Annotated in this window: 21 protein-coding genes; 6 read left to right on the top strand and 15 right to left on the bottom strand. The window is 34.4% G+C overall.

Annotated features, from left to right (window positions below; all coding sequences use genetic code 11):
* The first annotated feature begins 288 nt into the window (after nt 1-288).
* Nucleotides 289-1,482 carry a multidrug effflux MFS transporter gene (locus H603_RS0113375; protein ID WP_026709088.1) on the top strand — a complete coding sequence of 398 codons (1,194 nt, stop codon included), beginning with the start codon at nt 289-291 and terminating at the stop codon, nt 1,480-1,482.
* Nucleotides 1,483-1,496: 14 nt separating this feature from the next.
* Here the strand turns inward: H603_RS0113375 and H603_RS0113370 are convergent, their stop codons facing one another.
* Nucleotides 1,497-2,780: an NAD(P)/FAD-dependent oxidoreductase gene (locus tag H603_RS0113370; protein ID WP_026709087.1), complete on the bottom strand. Its 1,284-nt coding sequence runs from the start codon at nt 2,778-2,780 to the stop codon at nt 1,497-1,499.
* A gap of 288 nt (nt 2,781-3,068) precedes the next feature.
* On the opposite strand from H603_RS0113370, the gene H603_RS0113365 reads away from it, so the two are divergent.
* Entirely contained in the window at nt 3,069-4,361 is a 1,293-nt protein-coding gene (locus H603_RS0113365; RefSeq protein WP_026709086.1) for a sensor histidine kinase, read from the top strand.
* Nucleotides 4,362-4,428: 67 nt separating this feature from the next.
* Here the strand turns inward: H603_RS0113365 and H603_RS0113360 are convergent, their stop codons facing one another.
* The 3 genes from H603_RS0113360 to H603_RS0113350 all read right to left on the bottom strand — a co-directional run bounded on the left by H603_RS0113360 (nt 4,429) and on the right by H603_RS0113350 (nt 8,076).
* The gene (locus H603_RS0113360; protein WP_026709085.1) at nt 4,429-5,772 is read right to left on the bottom strand and encodes a DEAD/DEAH box helicase; all 1,344 of its coding nucleotides are present in this window, start codon (nt 5,770-5,772) and stop codon (nt 4,429-4,431) included.
* A gap of 125 nt (nt 5,773-5,897) precedes the next feature.
* Nucleotides 5,898-7,442, bottom strand: coding sequence for a DEAD/DEAH box helicase (locus tag H603_RS0113355; RefSeq protein WP_026709084.1), 1,545 nt, complete (start codon nt 7,440-7,442; stop codon nt 5,898-5,900).
* Nucleotides 7,443-7,554: 112 nt separating this feature from the next.
* Nucleotides 7,555-8,076 (bottom strand): DUF6155 family protein, encoded by a 522-nt coding sequence (locus H603_RS0113350; RefSeq protein ID WP_026709083.1) that lies wholly within the window; start codon nt 8,074-8,076, stop codon nt 7,555-7,557.
* Nucleotides 8,077-8,181: 105 nt separating this feature from the next.
* On the opposite strand from H603_RS0113350, the gene H603_RS0113345 reads away from it, so the two are divergent.
* Genes H603_RS0113345 through H603_RS0113335 form a run of 3 tightly spaced genes read left to right on the top strand, consistent with a single transcriptional unit; the run spans nt 8,182 to nt 10,277 of the window.
* Nucleotides 8,182-8,466 (top strand): DUF3817 domain-containing protein, encoded by a 285-nt coding sequence (locus H603_RS0113345; protein ID WP_026709082.1) that lies wholly within the window; start codon nt 8,182-8,184, stop codon nt 8,464-8,466.
* Nucleotides 8,459-9,715: a mechanosensitive ion channel family protein gene (locus H603_RS0113340; RefSeq protein ID WP_026709081.1), complete on the top strand. Its 1,257-nt coding sequence runs from the start codon at nt 8,459-8,461 to the stop codon at nt 9,713-9,715. Before H603_RS0113345 ends, H603_RS0113340 begins: the two co-directional genes overlap by 8 nt.
* A gap of 10 nt (nt 9,716-9,725) precedes the next feature.
* Nucleotides 9,726-10,277, top strand: a complete 552-nt coding sequence (locus tag H603_RS0113335) for a GNAT family N-acetyltransferase (RefSeq protein ID WP_026709080.1) — start codon at nt 9,726-9,728, stop codon at nt 10,275-10,277.
* Between the two features lie 22 nt (nt 10,278-10,299).
* Here H603_RS0113335 and H603_RS0113330 read toward each other — a convergent pair whose 3' ends face one another.
* Nucleotides 10,300-10,686, bottom strand: coding sequence for an acyl-CoA thioesterase (locus H603_RS0113330; RefSeq protein WP_026709079.1), 387 nt, complete (start codon nt 10,684-10,686; stop codon nt 10,300-10,302).
* 67 nt (nt 10,687-10,753) lie between these two features.
* On the opposite strand from H603_RS0113330, the gene H603_RS0113325 reads away from it, so the two are divergent.
* Complete coding sequence (locus H603_RS0113325; protein ID WP_026709078.1) at nt 10,754-11,140, top strand: hypothetical protein; 387 nt, start codon at nt 10,754-10,756, stop codon at nt 11,138-11,140.
* A gap of 67 nt (nt 11,141-11,207) precedes the next feature.
* Here H603_RS0113325 and H603_RS0113320 read toward each other — a convergent pair whose 3' ends face one another.
* From H603_RS0113320 to hisC, 10 genes are all read right to left on the bottom strand, one after another.
* Entirely contained in the window at nt 11,208-11,885 is a 678-nt protein-coding gene (locus H603_RS0113320) for a DUF4240 domain-containing protein (protein WP_084157748.1), read from the bottom strand.
* A 51-nt stretch (nt 11,886-11,936) separates the two neighbouring features.
* Complete coding sequence (locus H603_RS0113315) at nt 11,937-13,598, bottom strand: M1 family metallopeptidase (RefSeq protein ID WP_026709076.1); 1,662 nt, start codon at nt 13,596-13,598, stop codon at nt 11,937-11,939.
* A 46-nt stretch (nt 13,599-13,644) separates the two neighbouring features.
* Nucleotides 13,645-15,075, bottom strand: coding sequence for a leucyl aminopeptidase family protein (locus tag H603_RS0113310; RefSeq protein WP_026709075.1), 1,431 nt, complete (start codon nt 15,073-15,075; stop codon nt 13,645-13,647).
* A gap of 156 nt (nt 15,076-15,231) precedes the next feature.
* Nucleotides 15,232-15,831 carry a bifunctional phosphoribosyl-AMP cyclohydrolase/phosphoribosyl-ATP diphosphatase HisIE gene (gene hisIE, locus H603_RS0113305; RefSeq protein WP_026709074.1) on the bottom strand — a complete coding sequence of 200 codons (600 nt, stop codon included), beginning with the start codon at nt 15,829-15,831 and terminating at the stop codon, nt 15,232-15,234.
* Between the two features lie 78 nt (nt 15,832-15,909).
* Complete coding sequence (gene hisF / locus H603_RS0113300; protein ID WP_026709073.1) at nt 15,910-16,665, bottom strand: imidazole glycerol phosphate synthase subunit HisF; 756 nt, start codon at nt 16,663-16,665, stop codon at nt 15,910-15,912.
* Between the two features lie 33 nt (nt 16,666-16,698).
* A complete protein-coding gene (locus H603_RS0113295) occupies nt 16,699-17,058 on the bottom strand; it encodes a four helix bundle protein (protein WP_026709072.1) in 360 nt (119 codons plus the stop codon).
* 16 nt (nt 17,059-17,074) lie between these two features.
* Nucleotides 17,075-17,806, bottom strand: a complete 732-nt coding sequence (gene hisA / locus H603_RS0113290) for a 1-(5-phosphoribosyl)-5-[(5-phosphoribosylamino)methylideneamino]imidazole-4-carboxamide isomerase (RefSeq protein ID WP_026709071.1) — start codon at nt 17,804-17,806, stop codon at nt 17,075-17,077.
* A gap of 35 nt (nt 17,807-17,841) precedes the next feature.
* On the bottom strand, nt 17,842-18,471 hold the full coding sequence (gene hisH / locus H603_RS0113285) for an imidazole glycerol phosphate synthase subunit HisH (protein ID WP_051219325.1): 630 nt from the start codon (nt 18,469-18,471) through the stop codon (nt 17,842-17,844).
* Between the two features lie 60 nt (nt 18,472-18,531).
* Nucleotides 18,532-19,668: a bifunctional histidinol-phosphatase/imidazoleglycerol-phosphate dehydratase HisB gene (gene hisB, locus H603_RS0113280; protein ID WP_026709069.1), complete on the bottom strand. Its 1,137-nt coding sequence runs from the start codon at nt 19,666-19,668 to the stop codon at nt 18,532-18,534.
* Between the two features lie 175 nt (nt 19,669-19,843).
* Nucleotides 19,844-20,899, bottom strand: coding sequence for a histidinol-phosphate transaminase (gene hisC, locus H603_RS0113275; protein ID WP_026709068.1), 1,056 nt, complete (start codon nt 20,897-20,899; stop codon nt 19,844-19,846).
* Nucleotides 20,900-20,986: the final 87 nt, after the last annotated feature.

Raw genomic sequence — 20,986 nt, 5'->3', positions numbered from 1 at the left:
TCATATTAATTATCGAATATGGTAAGGAAAGCGCCAAATAATTTAATAAAACACAAATTGCTAGCCCTGATAGTAGTGAAAAGTCTTAACGGAATGAAAACGCTATTTTATAGATATGGTAGAGCGACCAAAGGAAGCTCCTACTAGATTTAATAAAATAAGTTTGAAGCCGGTGAGCTTGTAACGAATAGCAGGAAAAAGCTTTAAAAAGTAGTTATTAATTGGAATTTTAAATCCATTTTTAAAGCCTTTTAAATACTTACATTTGCAAAAAAAATAAATCGCTACATGACAAAAGCCCATTATATAAAATTGATTTTGATCTTAGGATCTCTTACTGCCCTTGGACCTTTTTCTATTGATATGTATTTACCGGGTTTTGCTCAAATTGCTACCGACTTAAATACTACAGTGGCGAGTGTCGCAATGACATTATCGAGTTATTTCATAGGAATTTCCGCAGGACAATTATTATATGGTCCATTACTGGATCGTTACGGTCGTAAAAAACCATTATTTATAGGAATGTTGGTCTACATTGCCGCTTCATTAGGATGTGTATTTGTGAGAGACATCGATACTTTTATAGGTTTGCGATTTATACAAGCAGTGGGGAGTTGTGCTGCGACAGTGGCTTCAGTTTCAATGGTACGTGATTTATTTCCAGTTAAAGATATTCCAAAAGTCTTTTCATTATTAATGTTAGTAGTGGGATTATCTCCTATGCTGGCGCCTACTGTGGGTGGCTATGTAACCGATTGGTATGGTTGGCACATGGTGTTTGTGATATTGATGTTTATTGGAATCATTATCATGCTGGCGGCACAGTTTGGTTTGCCGGATAGTTATGAACCCGATACTTCAATCTCCCTAAAACCAAAACCTATTTTAAAGAATTTTGCTAGCGTTTTAAAAGAACCTCAATTTTACACCTATGCTTTCACAGGAGCAATTGCTTTTTCGGGATTGTTTACTTATGTGGCGGCTTCACCTATAATTTTCATGGACATCTACAAAGTAGATCCCAAAATGTACGGTTGGATTTTTGCCTTTATGTCACTGAGTTTTATCCTTTCTAGTCAATTAAACTCTGTGCTTTTAAAATGGTATCGTAGCGAGCAATTAATATATGGTGCCTTACTAACACAATCAGTAGTAGCGGTAGTTTTTTTAGTATTATCCATTAATGATATGCTGGGATTATATGAAACGATAGGAATGTTATTTCTATTCTTAGCTTGTTTGGGAATTTCTAATCCAAATACTGCAGGATTAACTTTAGCGCCTTTTACAAATAATGCAGGAAGTGCTTCGGCATTGATGGGTGCAATTCAGTTGGGACTTGGTGCGCTAGCTTCGTTTGCTGTAGGATTATTTGTTACAGCATCGATTTATCCTATGGTATTAATCATGGCAACTTCGACAATCGTGGCTTTAATTGTACTGCTTATTGGGAAGCGCAACATTATAATTAAGCATTAAAAAAAGAAACAAGCTTATAAGCTTGTTTCTTTTGGAGTTTTTACTTTTTTATCTGGTCTAATAATCATTCTTAAAGACTGATCTCTTGCTAGATATGCAATCATCCAGTTGTAGAACGTTTTTATTCTATTGCGGTAGGTAATGAGCGAAATTAAATGGACAAATAACCAAATTGCCCATGCAAAGAAACCTTTGAAGTGCATCTTTGGTTTTGGCAAGTCAACCACAGCTTTGTTCTTACCAATAATTGCCATCGAACCTTTATCGTTATACTCGAAAGCTTTTAAAGGTTTGTTTTGTAACATTAACTTAAAGTTCTTAGCTAAATTTAGCCCTTGCTGTATAGCGACTTGAGCAACTTGAGGATGCCCTTGTGGAAAATTCTTGTCAGTTAATTGAATACAAGTATCTCCAATCGCATATATATTATTTGTTGCATTAACTTTATTATATTCATCTGTTGTCATTCTTCGGCCACGACCATAGCTTTCAACAGGAATTCCTTCAAAAATCATTGCGGAAACACCAGCTGCCCAAATCAAATTTTTTGTTTGAATGGTTTCGCCATTTTCTAAAAATACGGTATCGTCTACATAATCTAAGACACGATTGTTCAATTTTACAACTACACCTAGATCTGTTAAAGCATTCAAGGTATCTTTTTGTGATTCCTCAGTCATAGGTGCGAGAAGTGTTGGTCCACCATCAATCAGATATATGTTACTTGCTGCTGTAGCCAATTCTGGATATTCCTTCATGAAAACACTCTTCTTCATTTCGGCAAACATTCCAGAAACTTCAACACCAGTTGGTCCACCACCAGCTACAACAATCGTCAACAATTTACGGCGCTCGCGCATGTCTTTGCAAATTGCAGCTTTCTCTAAATTTTTCAAAATAGTATTACGCATCACAATCGCGTCATTCAGTGTTTTCATTGGGATGGCATTTTTCTTGACGTTCTCAATCCCAAAATAACTAGTCTCTGCTCCTGTCGCAAATACCAAATGATCATAGTGAAGTTCACCGTTATGTAAAATCACCTTGTTTTCTTCGGGTACCACGCGTTGCAATTTCCCCAATCTAAATTGCAAGTTCTTCTTTCCTGCAAAGAATTTTCTAAATGGATAACTAATACTTGAGGGTTCTAAAAAAGCGGTTGCTACCTGATATATTAAGGGAGGAAAAAAATTATAATTATTTTTATCAACCAAAGTAACGCGCACGCCCTTTTGATCTAGCAATTCTTTAGCTAAATTTAGGCCAGCAAAACCTCCTCCTATAATAACAATTTCCATATATGTGATTTTAACTTTGTAATTATTGTCTCTTAATTGTGTCGATACACTATTCTTTGCTAATGAAAAAAATTGTGTATCGATAGCTGATAATCATTAACTGAACAGCCAAATAGGCTATCGCAAAATAAAACATTAAATATACAGAATTAATAAAAGAGAATTAGAGCAAAACTATTAAAAAAGGGTTAAAATTAAATTAGTCAGTGTTATACTGCTATTTTGAATACCCTTATTTTTACAGAGATGCATGATTATTTTTTGTAACTTGTACTAAACAAGTTATTTATGGACATCAAACAAAAGTGGCTAAACCTAATTGGTACGAAAGAAAATTTCTCTTTAGAAAGGAGAATTTTTCATGGCGTTTGTTTAATAACTTCACTTGTACTTTTAATCTCGTTTCCCGCTAACTTTTTCTTAGGTCTACTAATCTTTGGTTATGTACTCTTACTTGCATTAATTCTATTATTGATTTTATTTTATTTTTCCAGATATAAACAGCAATCTCGTGCAACATTTGCCATTTTTGCTGTTTGCATTTCCTTTGTACTGGTTATTGGATATCTCTTTAATTGCGGTATAGACGGCCCTATCATACTGATTTTTGCCATAACATTTGTAATTTATGCCTCCATTGTTAAAAAAGAACAACTCCTATTTTGGATGCTGTTCCAACTAGCTATCGCCTATACCTTACTTTATTTAGAATATTCTTATCCAGATATGATCTATGTACATTATGAAAAACCTTCTTTTAGATATTTAGATACTGCTTTAACATTAGGAATTTTATTACTAACAATCTTTTTAACCATTCGTTATTTAAAGACAAATTACAGACAGCAGCAGGAATTGTCAATTAAAAAAAATGAAGAACTTCAAAAAGCAAATGCAACAAAAGACAAGTTATTTGCTATCATTTCTCATGATTTGAGATCTCCATTTAATGCCCTAATTGGTTTAAGTCAAATTTTAAAAGAGCAACAAAACGAACTTGGAGAGATAGAGAAAGAGAAATTTGTTACAGCCATTTATGACACCTCTACAAAGACTTATTATTTGTTACAGAACCTATTAGAATGGTCGCTTTCGCAAACAAATGAGATACATTTTTTACCTGAAGAAATTAACCTAAAAGCTCTTATAAAACAAGCCATTGCCATGCCGTTAGAGGTGGCAAGTAGTAAAGAGATCACAATAAATTTAAATATTTTTGAGAATTATGATATCATAGCAGACAAAAATATGATCGAAACCGTAGTCCGTAATTTAGTTTCTAATGCAATAAAATTTACAAGTACTGCTGGCACCATTTCTATAAGTTCATATATAAATCATAAAGGAACAACCTTAGTTGTCTCTGATAACGGTGTAGGCATGAGCGCCGCTACATTGAAAACGTTATTTGATGATTGTACAACTCAAAATAATGACGAACATATAGCTGAGAGAGGTACTGGAATAGGATTGCTTTTGTGCCGCGATTTCATAGCACAGCACGACGGCTTAATTTGGGCCGAAAGTATTCAAGGAGAAGGAAGCACCTTTTATGTGTTTTTAAAAAATAGTAGCATATAGAACATAAAAAAAACCATTACAAACTCCCGGAAGATTTATAATGGTTATTATTAAAAGCAAACAGTTTTTACTTCTGCTTCATTTTTTGTCTTTTGACTGGTTTTTCTACTGGTTCATTTTTATTCTGCAAAATGTAATTAGCCAATAATTTTTCGATCAGTTCATCTTTAGTTAAATGGTGAAAAACCGTCTTAATTTTTGTTTTCAATTCGGTATCAACCTCGTGGTTGGGTTTCGTTTTAAAAATTTGTTTGGCCCACAATAGTGTATTATTGTCTTCAATACTAGATATACTAGGCTTCTTAAATTGCGTAAATTTAATCCCTAATTCCTTTTCAAAATCAGCTATTTCTTTCTCTTCTTCGGGTTGCAATACGGTTAATGAAAGTCCCTTTGCTCCTGCTCTCGCTGTTCTACCAGAACGGTGTACATACGCTTCATAAGCATCAGGTAGATGGTAATTTACAACATATGAGATTTCCTTGACATCAATACCTCTGGCGGCAAGATCTGTAGCAACCAAAATATTGATGTGTCCCTCACGAAATTGTTCCATTATACGATCACGAATCCCCTGTGACAAACTCCCGTGCAAGGCTCCTGATGAAAAGCGGTTAATCGCCAAGTTTTTTGCTAGTTTGTTTACAGCTGCTTTGGTTTTACAAAATATAATTCCGCGTTCTCCTTCTCTCGAATTCAAAAAATGCATCAAAACATCTAGCTTCTCAATGGGATCAACTACTATATACTCGTGATCGATGCCTTGATTCCCTACCGTTTCCATGTTGGCACTAACCTGCACTACATTTTTGTTTAGGTAATTTTGAACTAGTTGCTTAATTGTTCCTGGCAAAGTTGCTGAGAATAAAAAAGTACGGTGTTCTTTTGGCAATTCGGCTACGATTTCATCCAAGCTTTCTTTTAAGATAGAAACCATTTCATCGGCCTCATCTAGAATAAGAAAATTAGTTTCTTTCAAGTTGATTGCTTTACGCTGAATCAAATCTATTAAACGTCCTGGTGTCGCTACAACTATATGTGTAGGTTGTGATAAGCGTTCGATTTGTGGTTTGATAGGAATTCCTCCGCAAGTTGCTGCAATAGAAACCTCGGGTAAATACTTAGCAAAATCCTCTAAGTTTTTAAATATCTGATGTCCTAATTCTCTTGTTGGGATAAGAATGATAGCTTGGACATGATTTGCAGCAGTATCTATTAATTGTAAAAGTGGCAATCCAAACGCGGCTGTTTTACCAGTACCTGTTTTTGCCAGACCAACTAAATCCGTTTTATTTTGCAATAATAACGGAATTGTTTTTTGTTGAATTTCTGTTGGAGTAACAATTTTCAATTCGGTAAGCGATTTTAATATAGGAGATTCAATTCCTAAATCTGAGAATTGTTTTGACATTTGTTTGGATTTATTATTTTATAAAAAATAGTTGATTTGCATGCGTATTATTAACCTTGAGGTACTGACCTGACGGGCAGAATTAGGAAGCATTCCCGATAGCTATCGGGAAGCTCCTAATAAGCCTATTCTTCATCAGGTTCGTTCATGATTTTCTCACGGTATTTTTTACCAATAAGTAAAGTCATTTTTAATTTGTAATCGTCAACCAGCCATTCGCGGTAGTTCTTACTGCACTGACTAAGGCATTTTGAATAACGTTTGATACGGCAATCGATGTCTTCATCTAGTTCCTTACCTAGTGATTTTGCTTCTTGCAAAGTCTCAGTATTGTCTACACACATTGCTGCATGTTGCTCAAGAGATTTTTCAAGAACAACTTTTGAACGTAAATTTTGTGCTATGGCAAGCTTGTGCTCTTCATCTACATCAAAAGTTACTTCAGCAGTTTTACTAAATTTAGCACGTAATTCAGGAGGCATTGCATATTTAAAATACAATTCAATCTCAGTATCATCACGCAAGTTTTCAAGATAGAATTCAGGTGATTTAAAAATATGTTGCCAGTTTACTGGTTCGCTCCATAGTCCAAAACGGGCTGCATTATTTCCTAAATCTATTACAGTAAAAATATCCTTGTTAGGTAATTTACGTGATCCACGACCAATCATTTGGTAATATAGCGTCAGTGATTTTGTCGCTCTATTTAATATAATCGTTTCAACAGTAGGTTCATCAAAACCAGTTGTCAAGATCCCCACAGAGGTCAAAATAGCATCTGTAGTATGCTTAAACCAATGTAGGATTTCCTTTCTTTCCTCTGTACTACTTGTATTATCTAAATGACGAATAGGATAACCTGCTTCTCTAAATGTTTCGTAGACATATAAAGAGGTATTGATACCGTTATTGAAAATAAGGGTCTTTTTACCTAATGATTTTTCAGTGTAGGCATGCAATAATTTTTCTTGCATCGCCATATTTGTATACAAATCATCAGATGATTTTACAGTATAATCACCATTGATACCTACTTTTAACGAAGTAAGCCCTACATCGTAGCTATACGTGATGGCTTTAGCCAAAAATCCGTTATCAATTAATGAACTTATAGTGTCACCTACAATCAATTCATCGTAACTTTGATGCATTGGTAATTTTATATTCGAACTCAAAGGTGTTGCTGTCACACCTAAAATGAAAGCATTTTTAAATGAGCTTAACAATTTTCTAAATGAGTTGTAATGTGCCTCATCAATAATTACCAAACCTATATTATCAAGATGTAGTTTCTCGTCGTTGATACGGTTTTTTAATGTTTCTACCATCGCCACAAAACAAGAGTATTCGTTTTGATCTGGAAGTTCTTTTACCTTACTATTAATGATTTTGTTTTTTACATCAAAACCTTTCAACATTTTTGAGGTTTGTTTACACAACTCTATACGGTGTGTAAGTACAACCACTTTTTTGTCATTATTAGCCAGGTATCGACGCACAATTTCAGAGAAAATCACCGTCTTACCACCTCCCGTAGGAAGCTGATAAAGTAAATGGTGTTGTTTAGGCGCGTTATCGATACGTTCAAAAATGGCATCAATGTCATTTTGTTGGTATGCGTAAAGTTGTTTTTTAGTTTCTTTTTTTTCTTCTATTGAATTTTCAAACATTGCTTTTTCTTGGGTTTTTGCAAAAATACACCGAAAAAACAGTTTATCGATAGTAATTTCGATAAAATATAGCGTGAACATTAATTAAAATTGATTTATGGCACTTATAGCGTTATAATCGCTCTAAAATTGCTTCAAATTGTGCTTTATTCTTCCATTTTAGCCTTTTCGCCTCCTCAGATATTGCTAAGAATCTTGGCTTAAAATCGCTAAATACGCCGTTTGCAACTGCATATTGAGTAGCTTGTTCAAATGAATTCAGCATACTTTTAAAAAATAATTCTTGAATAATGGTGTTTTCTGATGCATAGGTTTGAGCGATTTCGATATTGTACAACATCAAATTTACAACCACATAAGGATCGACTCCCAAAACTATAAAATGCTTAATAAATTTTTGAGCCACTGACCTACGCATTTTTGACTTGGGTTTTTTCCTTCCTTTTTGCACAGGGAAATACTCATTCGAAATTTTAAGTTTGGCCTCTTGAAGAAGTTTTTCCTCTTTTGGATTAAAAACAAAATCATAGTACACTTTCACGGGACTAAATTTCTCATACAATTCAATCAACTGCTCTTCTAATTGTTCTTTGCTAAGATTTGCTAAATATTTTTTTAAATCGCGTTTACTCATAGTTCGTCCTTTTAACTATTACAAAGTTAAATTACTTTCACTAGCAATACCATTATAATGAATCATAATACTTAATTTTGTCGCTTATTAAATAAAATAATCGCCATGTTAAAGCTGTTTAAAATTGTCGCTATCTTAGAAGGTATATCTTATCTTGCCCTATTTTCAAATATGTTATTTATAAAACCAACAAATTTTGAGTTATATCATACCTTATTATACCCTATTGGTATGAGTCACGGTGTGCTTTTCATTGGATACTTAATATTGGCTGCACTTTTAAAAAATAGCATGAAATGGTCTTATAAAACCTTTGGTATAATCTTAGTAGCGTCTTTAATTCCTTTTGGAACTTTTTATATCGAACACAAATACCTGAAAAATGTATAAAACCATCGAAAAAGTATTTGGTTTCCTATATCCTATGTTTAGGAAATGGGGAATGGGATACAGTTTTTCTTCTTATTTGAGCTTATTTATCAATATTGCACTGCTATGTGTCTTAGCCTATGCCATCTACGTGGTATTCCGACTCATATTAGTGACAATAATTGTGTTTATAGCACAACGAACAAAGACACAATTTGATGATTTTTTAGTTACGAATAAAACCGCAAAGTACATTGCGCATTTAATTCCGTTACTTTTTATTTACAAATCGGTTCCTGTCATTTTAGAAAAATTTGAATATTGGGAAAGCGTTTTTGGTAAATTGATTGGTATTTATATTGTATTCCTGGTGTTGTGGATAATAAGAACAGTATTCAACGCCTTACGTGATTATCTTAAACAGAAACCGCGCTATAGCGACAAACCTATCGATAGTTTTATTCAGGTAATCATGATTGTCCTTTGGATGGTAGGTGTTACGGTGATTATTTCTAAATTATTTGATTTACAATTTAAAGAATTACTGACAACCTTAGGAGCTGTTTCAGCTTTAATTATCTTAATTTTCAGAGATATAATTTTAGGATTTGTTGCTAGTGTACAAGTGTCTATAAATGATATGGTTCGAATAGGTGATTGGATTACAATGGAAAAATTTGGTGCTGACGGAGATGTGATCGAAATCAATCTAACTACCGTTAAGGTGCGAAATTTTGATAATACCACAACTACTATTCCTACTTACAGTTTGAGTTCTGACTCTTTTCAAAACTGGAGAGGGATGCTAAAATCAGACGGTCGAAGAATCAAGAGGCACATCTTAGTTAAAAGTAGCAGCATCCGTTTTTTATCTGATGCCGAATTAACACGACTAAAAAGTATTGGTTTAATTAGCGCTTACATCGATACAAGGAAAATCGAAATCGAGAAATTCAACATTGATAATAACATTGATAAATCCCTAGCAATCAATGGCCGAAACATGACAAATCTTGGTCTTTTTCGAAAATATATTACGCAGTATTTACGCAATCATCCTGCATTAAATCAGGACATGCTATTAATGTGTAGACAATTACAATCAACTGCTCAAGGTGTTCCTATCGAAATTTATGCGTTTTCTAGCGATAAGCGATGGGAAAATTATGAATATGTAATGTCTGATGTTTTCGATCATATTTTTGCTTCTGTAAAGTATTTTGATTTAGAAGTATTCGAATTGCCTTCAAAAGGTACTTCTACAGCTTAACAAGTAATTTATGAAATTAGAAACGACAAGATTGCAATTACGTTTACTACAGTCGTCAGATCTACAGGCGGTACATGATTTGCACTGTATTCCAGAAGTGGCAAGATATAATACACTTGCCATCCCGGAAAAACTTGTAGAAACTGAAATCATAATTGCTCCCCTTGTTGCTGCTAATAGTCAAGAATTTATTAGCAACTACACCTTTGTAATAAAAACCAAGGAAGATTATGAATTTGTAGGTTTGTTTGGTCTTAAATTAGGTAAAGCAAAGTATAATAATGCCGAGATATGGTATAAATTAGACCCACAGCACTGGAACAAAGGATTTGCAACTGAAGCTGTCAAATGTGTTTTTGATTTTGGTTTCAATCATTTAAAACTACATCGCATTCATGCTGGTTCTGCCATAGAAAACTTTAGTTCAATAAACGTACTTGAAAAAGTAGGAATGATTAGAGAAGGACACGCTAGGCAAACCTTGCCACTACTAACAAGCTGGTCTGATAATTATGAATATGCCATTCTTGAAACTGATTTTATAGAAAACAAAAAGAGATAGCAAATTGCTATCTCTTTTTTATTTAAAGGAGTCTGTTCCTCACAAACTCAATTTCTTTTTTACCATGAGCTTTTGGTTTACCATCTTCTCCTAAATTCACCATTGTTGTGCTTTCGATACTGATTATTGTTTCACGGGTCATCATGTTTCTCGCTTCGCATTTTAAGGACAAAGAAGTAGTTCCAAATTTTACTACATCAATACCAATTTCGATAATATCGCCTTGCCTTGCTGAACTCCTAAAATTTATCTCAGACATGTGCTTTGTAACAACTTTAGAGTTCTCTAATTGTATAATAGTGTATAGTGCTAATTCTTCGTCAATCCAAGCTAATAATTGTCCTCCAAATAAAGTTCCGTTCGGATTTAAGTCTTCGGGTTTTACCCATTTTCTAGTGTGAAATCTCATCTTATTAATTTAGTATTGCTAAAATAAGATTTAGAAGTCAAAAAATGTTTAATTTTAGGAAAAAAAAATGAACAACAGAGATGTTTTTATAAAAGAGTTTCGATCAGAAACCATAGGATCTGTAGGTGCTCAGTCATCAGCAGAGGAGCAATTTCAAAATGAAGTACTGCGCCCAATATTAAAATTACAGAATGAATTATTTATCGCTTCATTCAAAAGTTATATTGCAAAAAATAAAGGTGATTTTGCGAATTTCACATTGGAGAAGAAAAATGCATTTGTAGAAAATAGTATTCAAAAGGACACAAAATATAGAAATACATTGAAAGGTTTTGTTGTAGGATTATTCACATTACAGGAATATGAAACCTACGCTTCCAATACTTCAAATTTAAATAAACGGATAATGAGTATGCTGCAAGAACGCTTAAAAAGTCAATTGCAACTTTTTTAATTATCAAAAATGATAAAGCGGTTTGCAATGCCTAAGCTATTGTAAACCGCTTTTTTTAAGCTAATTATTATTTAATGAATCTATCGTATAATTTAGGACAAACTTTTTGCATTGTCTCTGGCTCATCTACATTCCAAGCAAATTTTAAAATAGGATAATTTTCATCATTTGTAATAAAATTATTGTAATCAATAAAGTCAAATAGCTCACGTGTAGTTACGGCTTTAAAAGCACTTACAGCTACATAAGAAAAAGCTTCAAATTCGAATTCATCTTCCTCGCTAGTGTCAATGATCTGTAAAATAGAGTCTGGATTTTTAACTGCGCTGTAATATGCGTCTTTACCTTTAGAGATCAACCAACACCTGAAATAGTCAAAACCGCCATCTGTAGAACCATCATTTACAATATATGCAGCGCACCATAGCTCCTGATTGTAGGTATCATAAAGCAATTTATCAGTACGTAATCGAAAGCCTATTATCTCTTTTGGCGACAATTTTTCAAGTTCCGCAATTAAATATATTTCCTGATCATCTTGACTAGAAGTGTTTTTTATAGAATTTTCAATAATAGCCCAGTAGGTATTTTCATCAAGCATTTCACTAGACTTATTGAGGACCAAACTATCACCTGAAATTACTACAATTGATGAATTAGGACTTACAGTTGTCGCGCTAGTTTGTCCTTGAGATAAAGTGCTTATAAAAATAATCAACAGTAATGACGTAATAGTTTTTTTCATAAAGCGCAATTATAAAGTTCTAGTCCGGATGTTTTCCTTCGGTAAAATTAGCTAATTTTCTTTGGTTATGTCAAATCCGGTAACATAAAAATTAGGGTCAATTGTTAGTTTTATATCAGCTTTTGAAACGGCCATATTATTCCAATTTGTTGTTGGTTTCAACCACCGTTCCCTACTATCGATAGTAACCTTAATAGGCATATCAAAGTCTGTCACAGCATTAGCCCATCTATAAAATAAATTACCTTTTTGACTATAGTACTCTAATGTTGGAATGCGCACATCTCTCAAATACTGATCAAATACTTTAGAAAAATCTATTCCAGCTTCAGTACTAATATAATCTTCAATTTGCTTTGTTGACACTGTTTGATGATAAAAAGTACTATTCATACCTCTTAGAATCGATCTCCACTTATCGTCATTATTGATGATTTGACGAATGGTGTGCAACATATTAGCACCTTTATAGTACATATCACTAGACCCTTCATTGTTAACATTATAATTACCAATGATAGGCTTATCATTTAAAATATTTTTTCGAAGTCCGCGCACGTATTCATAGCCGGCTGCTTTTCCATAGTGGTATTCAACAAATAAGCTTTCAGAATAATTAGTAAAGCTCTCATGTATCCACATATCTGCAATATCTTTGTACGTGATATTGTTGGCAAACCATTCATGCCCTGACTCGTGAATAATGATAAAATCAAATTTCAATCCCCAGCCCGTTCCACTTAAATCGCGACCACGGTACCCATTTTTATAGCCGTTTCCATAAGTAACAGAGCTTTGATGTTCCATTCCTAAATAAGGTGCTTCAACAAGTTTATAGCTGTCCTCGTAAAAAGGATAGGGACCAAACCAATGTTCAAAAGCCTGCAACATTCTAGGGACATCTTTGAATTGTGCTTTGGCTTTAGCCAAATTATCCTTCAAAACATAATAATCCAAGTCTAAAATTCCTTTTTCTCCTTGATATTTTTCTGAAAACGAAACATAATCACCTATGTTTATGTTTACACCATAATTGTTGACAGGATTTGTTACAACCCAAGTATATGTTTTGGTTCCGTCTTTTAATTTTTTAACTTCTTGCAAGCGACCATTAGACACATCCATTAAATCACCAGGAACATTCACACTTATTGTCATGCCCTCAACTTCATCGTACATATGATCTTTATTGGGCCACCATACACTAGCACCTAATCCTTGACATGATGAAGCGATAAATAACTTTCCATTGACATCTTTTTTCCAAGTAATACCTCCATCCCATGGTGGATTAACAGCAACCTTTGGTTTTCCGTTATAGAAAACAGTAAGCTCTTTTAAAGCACCAACTAGCTGCTGTTCTTCCAACTTTACAAAAAACACATTGCCTTCTCTTGTGAATTCTAATGACTTTCCATCTTGTATTATGCGCGTGATTTCCATCGGATTTTGCAAATCAATTTGCATCGTATGATAGGCATCTATCACTTTATATTGAATAGTGTTAGATCCTGTAATTGTACTATCTACAGGATTCACTTTTACATCCAACTTATAATTTTTTACATCCCACCAGGCACGTTCTTTAGTAATGCTTCCGCGAAGAGAATCTTGCCTACTAAATACAACATCCGATTTATTTAATAGGCCTTGCGCACTAACAAAATTCGAAGCTAAAAGTGCTAAAAGAAAGAGATAATTAGATTTTTTCATTGTATGATATTACTGTTAGTGACTCGATATTTTTTAATATGAAAAATTATAAGTTCTCTATATACTTTGTCAATAACTGCACACCATAAGCTGTTGCATGTTTGCTTTTGGCAAATTCATCAGTGCCATATGCTACGCCAGCGATATCTAAATGTGCCCATGCTTTATGATCTTTAGTAAAATATTCTAAAAATTTAGCCGCAGTAATGGCACCTGCCAATGGTTTTCCGCTATAATTACGAACATCTGCAATATCACTTTCTATATCTTGATCATATGCTTCCCACAAAGGTAAAGGCCACATGCGTTCTCCAATACTATCTCCAGCTGCTTGAAGCCCTTTGGCAACAGCTTCATTGTTTGTAAATAAAGCGGCACATTCATGTCCAAAAGTCCCCATACTACTTCCTGTTAATGTTGCAATATCTACAATGTATTCAGGATCAAAATTCTTAACCATATACGCCAAACCATCTGCGAGGATTAATCTTCCTTCAGCATCAGTATCAATTATTTCAATTGTTGCACCGCTATAACTTTTAATTACATCACTCGGTAAAAATGATTTACTACTTACAGCATTCTCAGCGCAAGGAACGATGGCCGTTACTTTAACTGCTAACTGTAAATCAGCAATTAATTGCATGGCTCCAAAAACCGCTGCTCCACCAGCCATATCTGATTTCATATCTAGCATGCCTGACGTTTTAATATTCAAACCGCCAGTATCAAAGGTGATCCCTTTACCGACTAACCCAACATGCTTTAAATTTGGCGTAGGAATATTTGGTTCATAATGCATTATTATAAATTGTAGCTCATTTTGACTTCCTTTACCAACAGATAAGAATGCTTCAATTCCTTCAATCTCACAAGCCTCTAAACCTAGCGCCTTTACTTTAAAACCATATTTGCTACCGCGATCAACAGCCCATTCTGTGAGGTATTTAGGAGTTACGCGGTTAGGAGGTAAATCGACTAATGTCAAAGTTTCTAGTTGTGCTCTAGCAATTTTTATCGCTTTATCAATCGTGCTGTTATAATTTGTTTCAGATAAAATTTTTAGTTCAAAATCCATATCTAGAAAAGGATGTGTCTCTTGCTTTTTGTAATGTCCTAAATTATAGGTACCCAAAACTAATCCCGAAATTACTGCTTCTACTTCGTCATTAGTAAATTCTTTTGGTAGTGCTAAAGCCGTTGTTTTCGAAAAAACTGCTTTATCCTTGCTAGCAACTTTCCTAAAAATAGTTTTAAGTGATTTATAATCTATTTTCTTTCCTAAACCTAGAAACAAGTAAGTATTACCTTCTTTTTCAACAAGGTAAGTAGTACCTTTTTTACCGTAGAATACTTTTGATGATAGTGTAACATTGTCGAACGTAATCGGAATTACATTTTGAGCTGATGTTTCAAATACAGGAACTAAAATGCTCCCCTCAAAATTATTTAAGTTATTTATTTGTGTTGTCTTCATATGGTATTTTAGTAAAATTTTAAAGCTTAAGAATGCTTAGCTAGCTTTAGATTATTCAAAGTAAATATAGGAATTGCATTTTGATCTAAAAATAAAACCCAATAATAAATCAATTTACTATTGGGTTTAATATATAAAAACTTATAACAAAGCCTTTTATTTTTGGCGGCTTTTTAAAACATTCACCACATCTTCTAATTCAAAACCTTTAGCTTGAAGCAAAATCAAATAATGAAAAAGTAAATCAGCGCTTTCTCCTAAAAACAGATCGGCATTGTCATCTTTAGCTTCGATTACCACTTCTACTGCCTCTTCACCTACTTTTTGAGCAATTTTATTCATTCCTAATTTAAAAAGTGACGCCACATAACTTTTTTCAGAATCGGCATTCTCTCTTCTAGTTTTGATGGTCGCTTCTAAGTTTGATATGAAGCCATAATTTGACTTATTCTCTGTTTGCCAGCAAGTATCTGCACCTGTATGACAAGTAGGACCAACTGGTTTTGCCTGAATTAATAAAGTATCACCATCACAGTCATTTTTTATATCTACTAAATTTAAAAAGTTTCCACTTTCTTCCCCTTTAGTCCATAGCCTTTGTTTTGAGCGACTAAAAAAGGTTACTTTTTGAGTATCTATTGTTTTTTGGTACGCCTCTGCATTCATGTAACCCAACATTAAAACTACTTTGGTTTCGCTATCTTGTATAATGGCCGGGATTAATCCGTGTGCGCTTTTTGAAAAATCTATGTTCATTTTCTACTATTTAATGATTAAAAGATTCAAATATTGCAAGATTTTTAGATCTGACTTCTTTGCTCTTTTTTCTATGTTTTATAATCGCACTGCGATATTATTATTTCTCAGTTCTTGCTTCAAGGATTTTATTTCAATTTCTTTAAAATGAAATACGCTTGCCGCTAGTGCTGCATCTGCCTGTCCGCTATTAAAACTGTCAACAAAATGCTGCATATTTCCTGCTCCTCCCGAAGCAATAATCGGAATATTAACCAACGTTGAAAGTTTAGACAAAGCTTCATTAGCAAAACCATTTTTAGTTCCGTCATTGTCCATAGAGGTAAACAAGATTTCTCCCGCTCCTCTATCGGCTACTTCAACGGCCCAGTCAAATAAATTCAGTTCTGTAGGTACTTTTCCGCCCATTAAATGCACGATCCATTGTCCGTCTATTTGTTTGGCATCAATCGCTACAACCACGCATTGGCTTCCAAATTTACTAGCCAAATCATTAATTAATTGTGGGTTTTTTATCGCTGATGAATTGATCGAAACTTTATCTGCTCCGTTTTGCAACAATACTTCAACATCTGCTACAGAAGAAATTCCTCCACCAACAGTAAACGGAATATTAATGGTTGCCGCAACTTCACGAACCAAATTGACTAATGTTTTTCGGCGTTCTTCAGTTGCTGAAATGTCTAGAAAAACTAATTCGTCAGCTCCTTCATCCGAATAAATCTTCGCTAATTCCACCGGATCACCAGCATCACGCAAATCTACAAAATTTACGCCTTTAACGGTACGTCCATTTTTTATATCTAAACAGGGGATTATTCTTTTTGTTAACATGTATAGTAAGTATTAATTAATAAGGATGAAGCATTAAGTTTTTTTCTGATTATTTTTAGCAGAGATAATAATGCTTTTTATCAGTTTTAAAATTTCAACGCCATCGTTATGTAAACTGTCAAATTCTTCTTGTGAAAGGTATTTTGTTGCTTGTAAAAGTTCTAACCAGTATAAAGTTTCGTCTGCCTCTTTTTGAGAAATTCCCATTTTATGAATAAAATCAGCTCTACTTTCCGCATTTTTTGCTTCTCGAATATTTGCACCTATTGAAGTACCAGAACGCAAAACTTGTTTGCTCATGACATATTCATTTCTAGAAACTAAAGTCTTGTAGAGGTTCACAATTCTAATCGCAAATAAAAAACTCTTTACCTTTATTATATCTTCTCCCATACTTACAACTTAATCCTCATGACTTACTACTCAAAACGTAGTTCTCTAGTTGTTTCATTGAAATCCTTCCTTCGTAAATCGCTTTACCTATGATGGTTCCTTCACAACCTATTTCGGCTAGTTTAGGCAATTCATCAAAAGTCGAAATTCCACCTGAAGCGATTAATTTGATTCCTTGGGCCTCCGCCAAAATCTTTGCGTACAGTTCAAAACTTGGACCTTCAAGCATTCCGTCTTTGGCTATATCTGTACAAATTACGTACTCAATTCCTTTTGATTGATACCCTTGAATAAAAGGAACCAACTCCTGATCTGATTCTTCTAACCAACCAGAAACAGCTACTTTTTCGTTATTTGCATCAGCACCTAAAATAATTTTATCAGCTCCGTATTCTGCGATCCATTTTTCAAAAACAGCTCTATTTTTTACAGCAATGCTTCCACCTGTAATTTGGTTCGCACCACTTTCAAAAGCAATTTTCAAATCGGCATCCGACTTTAATCCACCACCAAAATCGATTTTCAAACTCGTTTGACTTGCAATTTGTTCTAGTATTTTATAATTGACAATTTTGCTTGACTTCGCTCCGTCAAGATCTACTAAGTGTAAGTATTCAATTCCATGTGCTTCAAATTCTTTGGCAACTTCAAGCGGGTTTTCGTTGTATATAATTTTAGTGTTGTAATCGCCTTTTGATAAGCGAACACATTTTCCGTCAATGATGTCTATGGCTGGTATTATACGCATGATTTCTTTTTGGTTTCAGGTTTCAGGTTTAAAGTTTAAAGTTGCAGAAAATTCCCCAGAATTTTCTCCCCTACGTCACCACTTTTTTCCGGGTGAAATTGGGTTCCGTAAAAATTGTTTTTTTGCAGTGCCGATGCATATTCTTGTTCGTAATTAGTAGTCGCAATCGATTCGACGCAATCAGGAGCGTAAAAACTGTGGACTAAATACATGTATTCGTCTTCTGAGATGTCTTTAAATAAATCTGATTTCAGGTTGTAAATTGTATTCCAACCCATTTGAGGCACCTTTACTTTATTCGAAAATTTAAGCACATCTACGTCAAAAATTCCCAATCCCTGGGTGTTTCCTTCTTCGGTTTTATTGCACATTAATTGCATTCCGAGACAAATTCCCAGTACAGGCTGCGTCAGTGTAGGAATCAATGCGTCTAAACCACTCGCCAAAAGCATTTTCATCGCTGAACTCGCCTCACCAACACCTGGAAAAATTACTTTGTCCGCTGCTTTTATCTCGGCTGGATCATTACTCAATACCGCCTTATATCCCAATCTTTCGATCGCAAACATAATGCTTTGAATATTCCCTGCTCCGTAGTTTATTATTACTATCCCCCCAGCCCCCGAAGGGGGAGTTGAAGTAGATATTTTATTATCTTGACTCATTTCTAAAAACTTTATATTATGTTCAATTTATTCAAATTCCCCTTCGGGGGTTAGGGGATTTTACAACATCCCTTTAGTCGATGGCAAAATCATTTTCTCTGTGTCGCGTTTCACGGCAACTTTTATCGCTTTGGCGAAAGCCTTGAAAATCGCTTCAATTTTATGGTGTTCATTGTCGCCTTCGGCTTTGATGTTGATGTTTGCTTTTGCACCATCTGAGAATGATTTAAAGAAATGCAAGAACATCTCTGTGGGCATCTTCCCTACCATTTCACGCTTAAATTCGGTTTCCCAAACCAACCAGTTTCTACCTCCAAAGTCAATAGCCACCTGCGCTAAGCAATCGTCCATTGGTAAACAAAAACCATATCTTTCAATACCTAATTTGTTTCCTAATGCTTTAGCAAAAACTTCTCCTAGAGCAATAGCAGTATCTTCAATAGTGTGATGCTCATCCACTTCTAAATCTCCTTTCACAACAATTTCTAAGTCCATTTGTCCATGGCGTGCAATTTGGTCAAGCATGTGATCAAAAAAGGCAATTCCGGTTTCGATTTTGCTTTTCCCTGTACCATCAAGATTCAAGTTAATGTAAATATCAGTTTCATTTGTTTTTCTCGAAATCGTAGCTGAACGTGCTTCCAGTTTCAAGAACTCGTAAATCACTTTCCAATCTGTAGATTGCAAACTAATCACATTATCTAATTCCTCACGTTTTGAAGCAATTTCAGAACTTCCAGCACCGTCAGCCGTGTTCATAAAAATGGCCTTTGCTCCCAAGTTTTTAGCCAATTCAATGTCAGTTAAACGATCACCTAATACAAATGAGTTAGCTAAATCATAAGCCGGATTATCTATATATTTAGTCAACATACCCGTTCGCGGCTTGCGAGTAGGCGCATTGTCTTCAGGAAAAGAGCGGTCTACAAAAATATCGTCGAATAAAACTCCTTCATTTTCAAAAGCTCTCAAGATGAAATTTTGCGTTGGCCAAAACGTATCTTCCGGAAAACTATTTGTTCCCAATCCGTCCTGATTTGTTACCATTACTAATTCATAATCCAGCTCATTAGCAATTTTAGCCAAATACTGAAAAGCTTTTGGGTAAAACTCTAATTTATCAAGGCTGTCTAATTGATACCCTTCTGGTTCCAATACAATCGTTCCATCACGATCGATAAAAAGTACTTTTTTCATTTTATATAAGCTTTTAGCTGTTAGCTTTTGGCCTTTGGCTAGTTGTGTTTTATTTTTTATTTTGGCGTGTCCCTATGGGTCGGGCTATTCGTTCCCGCTTTTTTATGACTTCGTTCCTCGGTCATAAAAAGAGCTCCACTACTATCCCTCACGCACTTTATATCTAATTATATATTTATGGTTGTCCTATTGCTAATAAAGCTTCCATCAATTTCTTGTTTTCCTCTACAGTTCCAATTGTCAGTCGCAACGTATTTTCACAAAGCGGTTGTGTGGTTCTATTTCTAATCACAATTCCTTTAGCGATTAATTCATTGTATCTTTTTGTCGCATCATCAACTTTTATTAGCACAAAATTAGCTTCAGTAGGATAAATTTTAGAAACGAAATTTACTTCATCTAATACTTTAAGTAAATCATCTCTTTGTTTTACAATAGAGTCTATTTCAAGTTTAATTTTCTCTTTATCAGCTAATCTTTCTAATGCTCTTCGTTGTGTCAACTCATTGACATTATAAGGTGGCTTTATCTTGTTTAAAACCGCGATAATTGCTGCCGAAGCATAACAAATCCCCAAACGAATCCCTGCCAAACCATACGCTTTCGACAAGGTTTGAGTGATAACCAAATTAGGATATTCATCTAATTCAACCAGCCAACTTGGTTTTTTTGAGAAGTCGATATATGCTTCATCGACAACTACCAACCCTTTGAAATTTTGCAATAAAGTTACCACACTTTCATCTGCAAAAGAATTCCCTGTTGGATTATTTGGCGAACAAAGGAAAATCATCTTTGTGTTTGCATCAACCGCTTCAAGAATACTTTCAATCTCTGGTTGAAAATCAGTAGAAAGCAGTACTTCTCTATTCTCCACCGAATTAATATTAGCTAAAACGCCGTACATTCCGTAAGTAGGTGGCAATGTTATCACGTTGTCTGTTTTAGGTTCGCAAAACGCTCTAAAAAGTAGATCTAGGACTTCATCGCTACCATTTCCTAGTAAAACTTGGTTAACTTTCAAGTTTCTTTGTTTTGCTAAAACGGCTTTAACACTGCTTTGTTGAGGATCAGGATACCTGTTTACTCCATTTTGATACGGATTTTCATTAGCGTCCAAAAAAATCATTTGAGCTACGTCAAAATCCTTAAATTCATCACGCGCCGATGAATACGGCTTCATGGTTTTAACGTTCTCACGAACTAAATTATTTATATCGAAATTTTCCATTTTCTTATGTTTGTAGAGGAAAAAATTAGAATCAAGAGTCAAGAAGAAAAGACTTTTATACTGTGTCTACTTCTCTAATATCTTGCA

It is taken from the genome of Flavobacterium frigidarium DSM 17623 (assembly GCF_000425505.1).
In the GTDB taxonomy this organism is placed as follows: Bacteria; Bacteroidota; Bacteroidia; order Flavobacteriales; family Flavobacteriaceae; genus Flavobacterium; species Flavobacterium frigidarium.
Note: the sequence above shows the minus strand (reverse complement) of the source record. Positions and strands in the feature narration are given on the sequence as shown.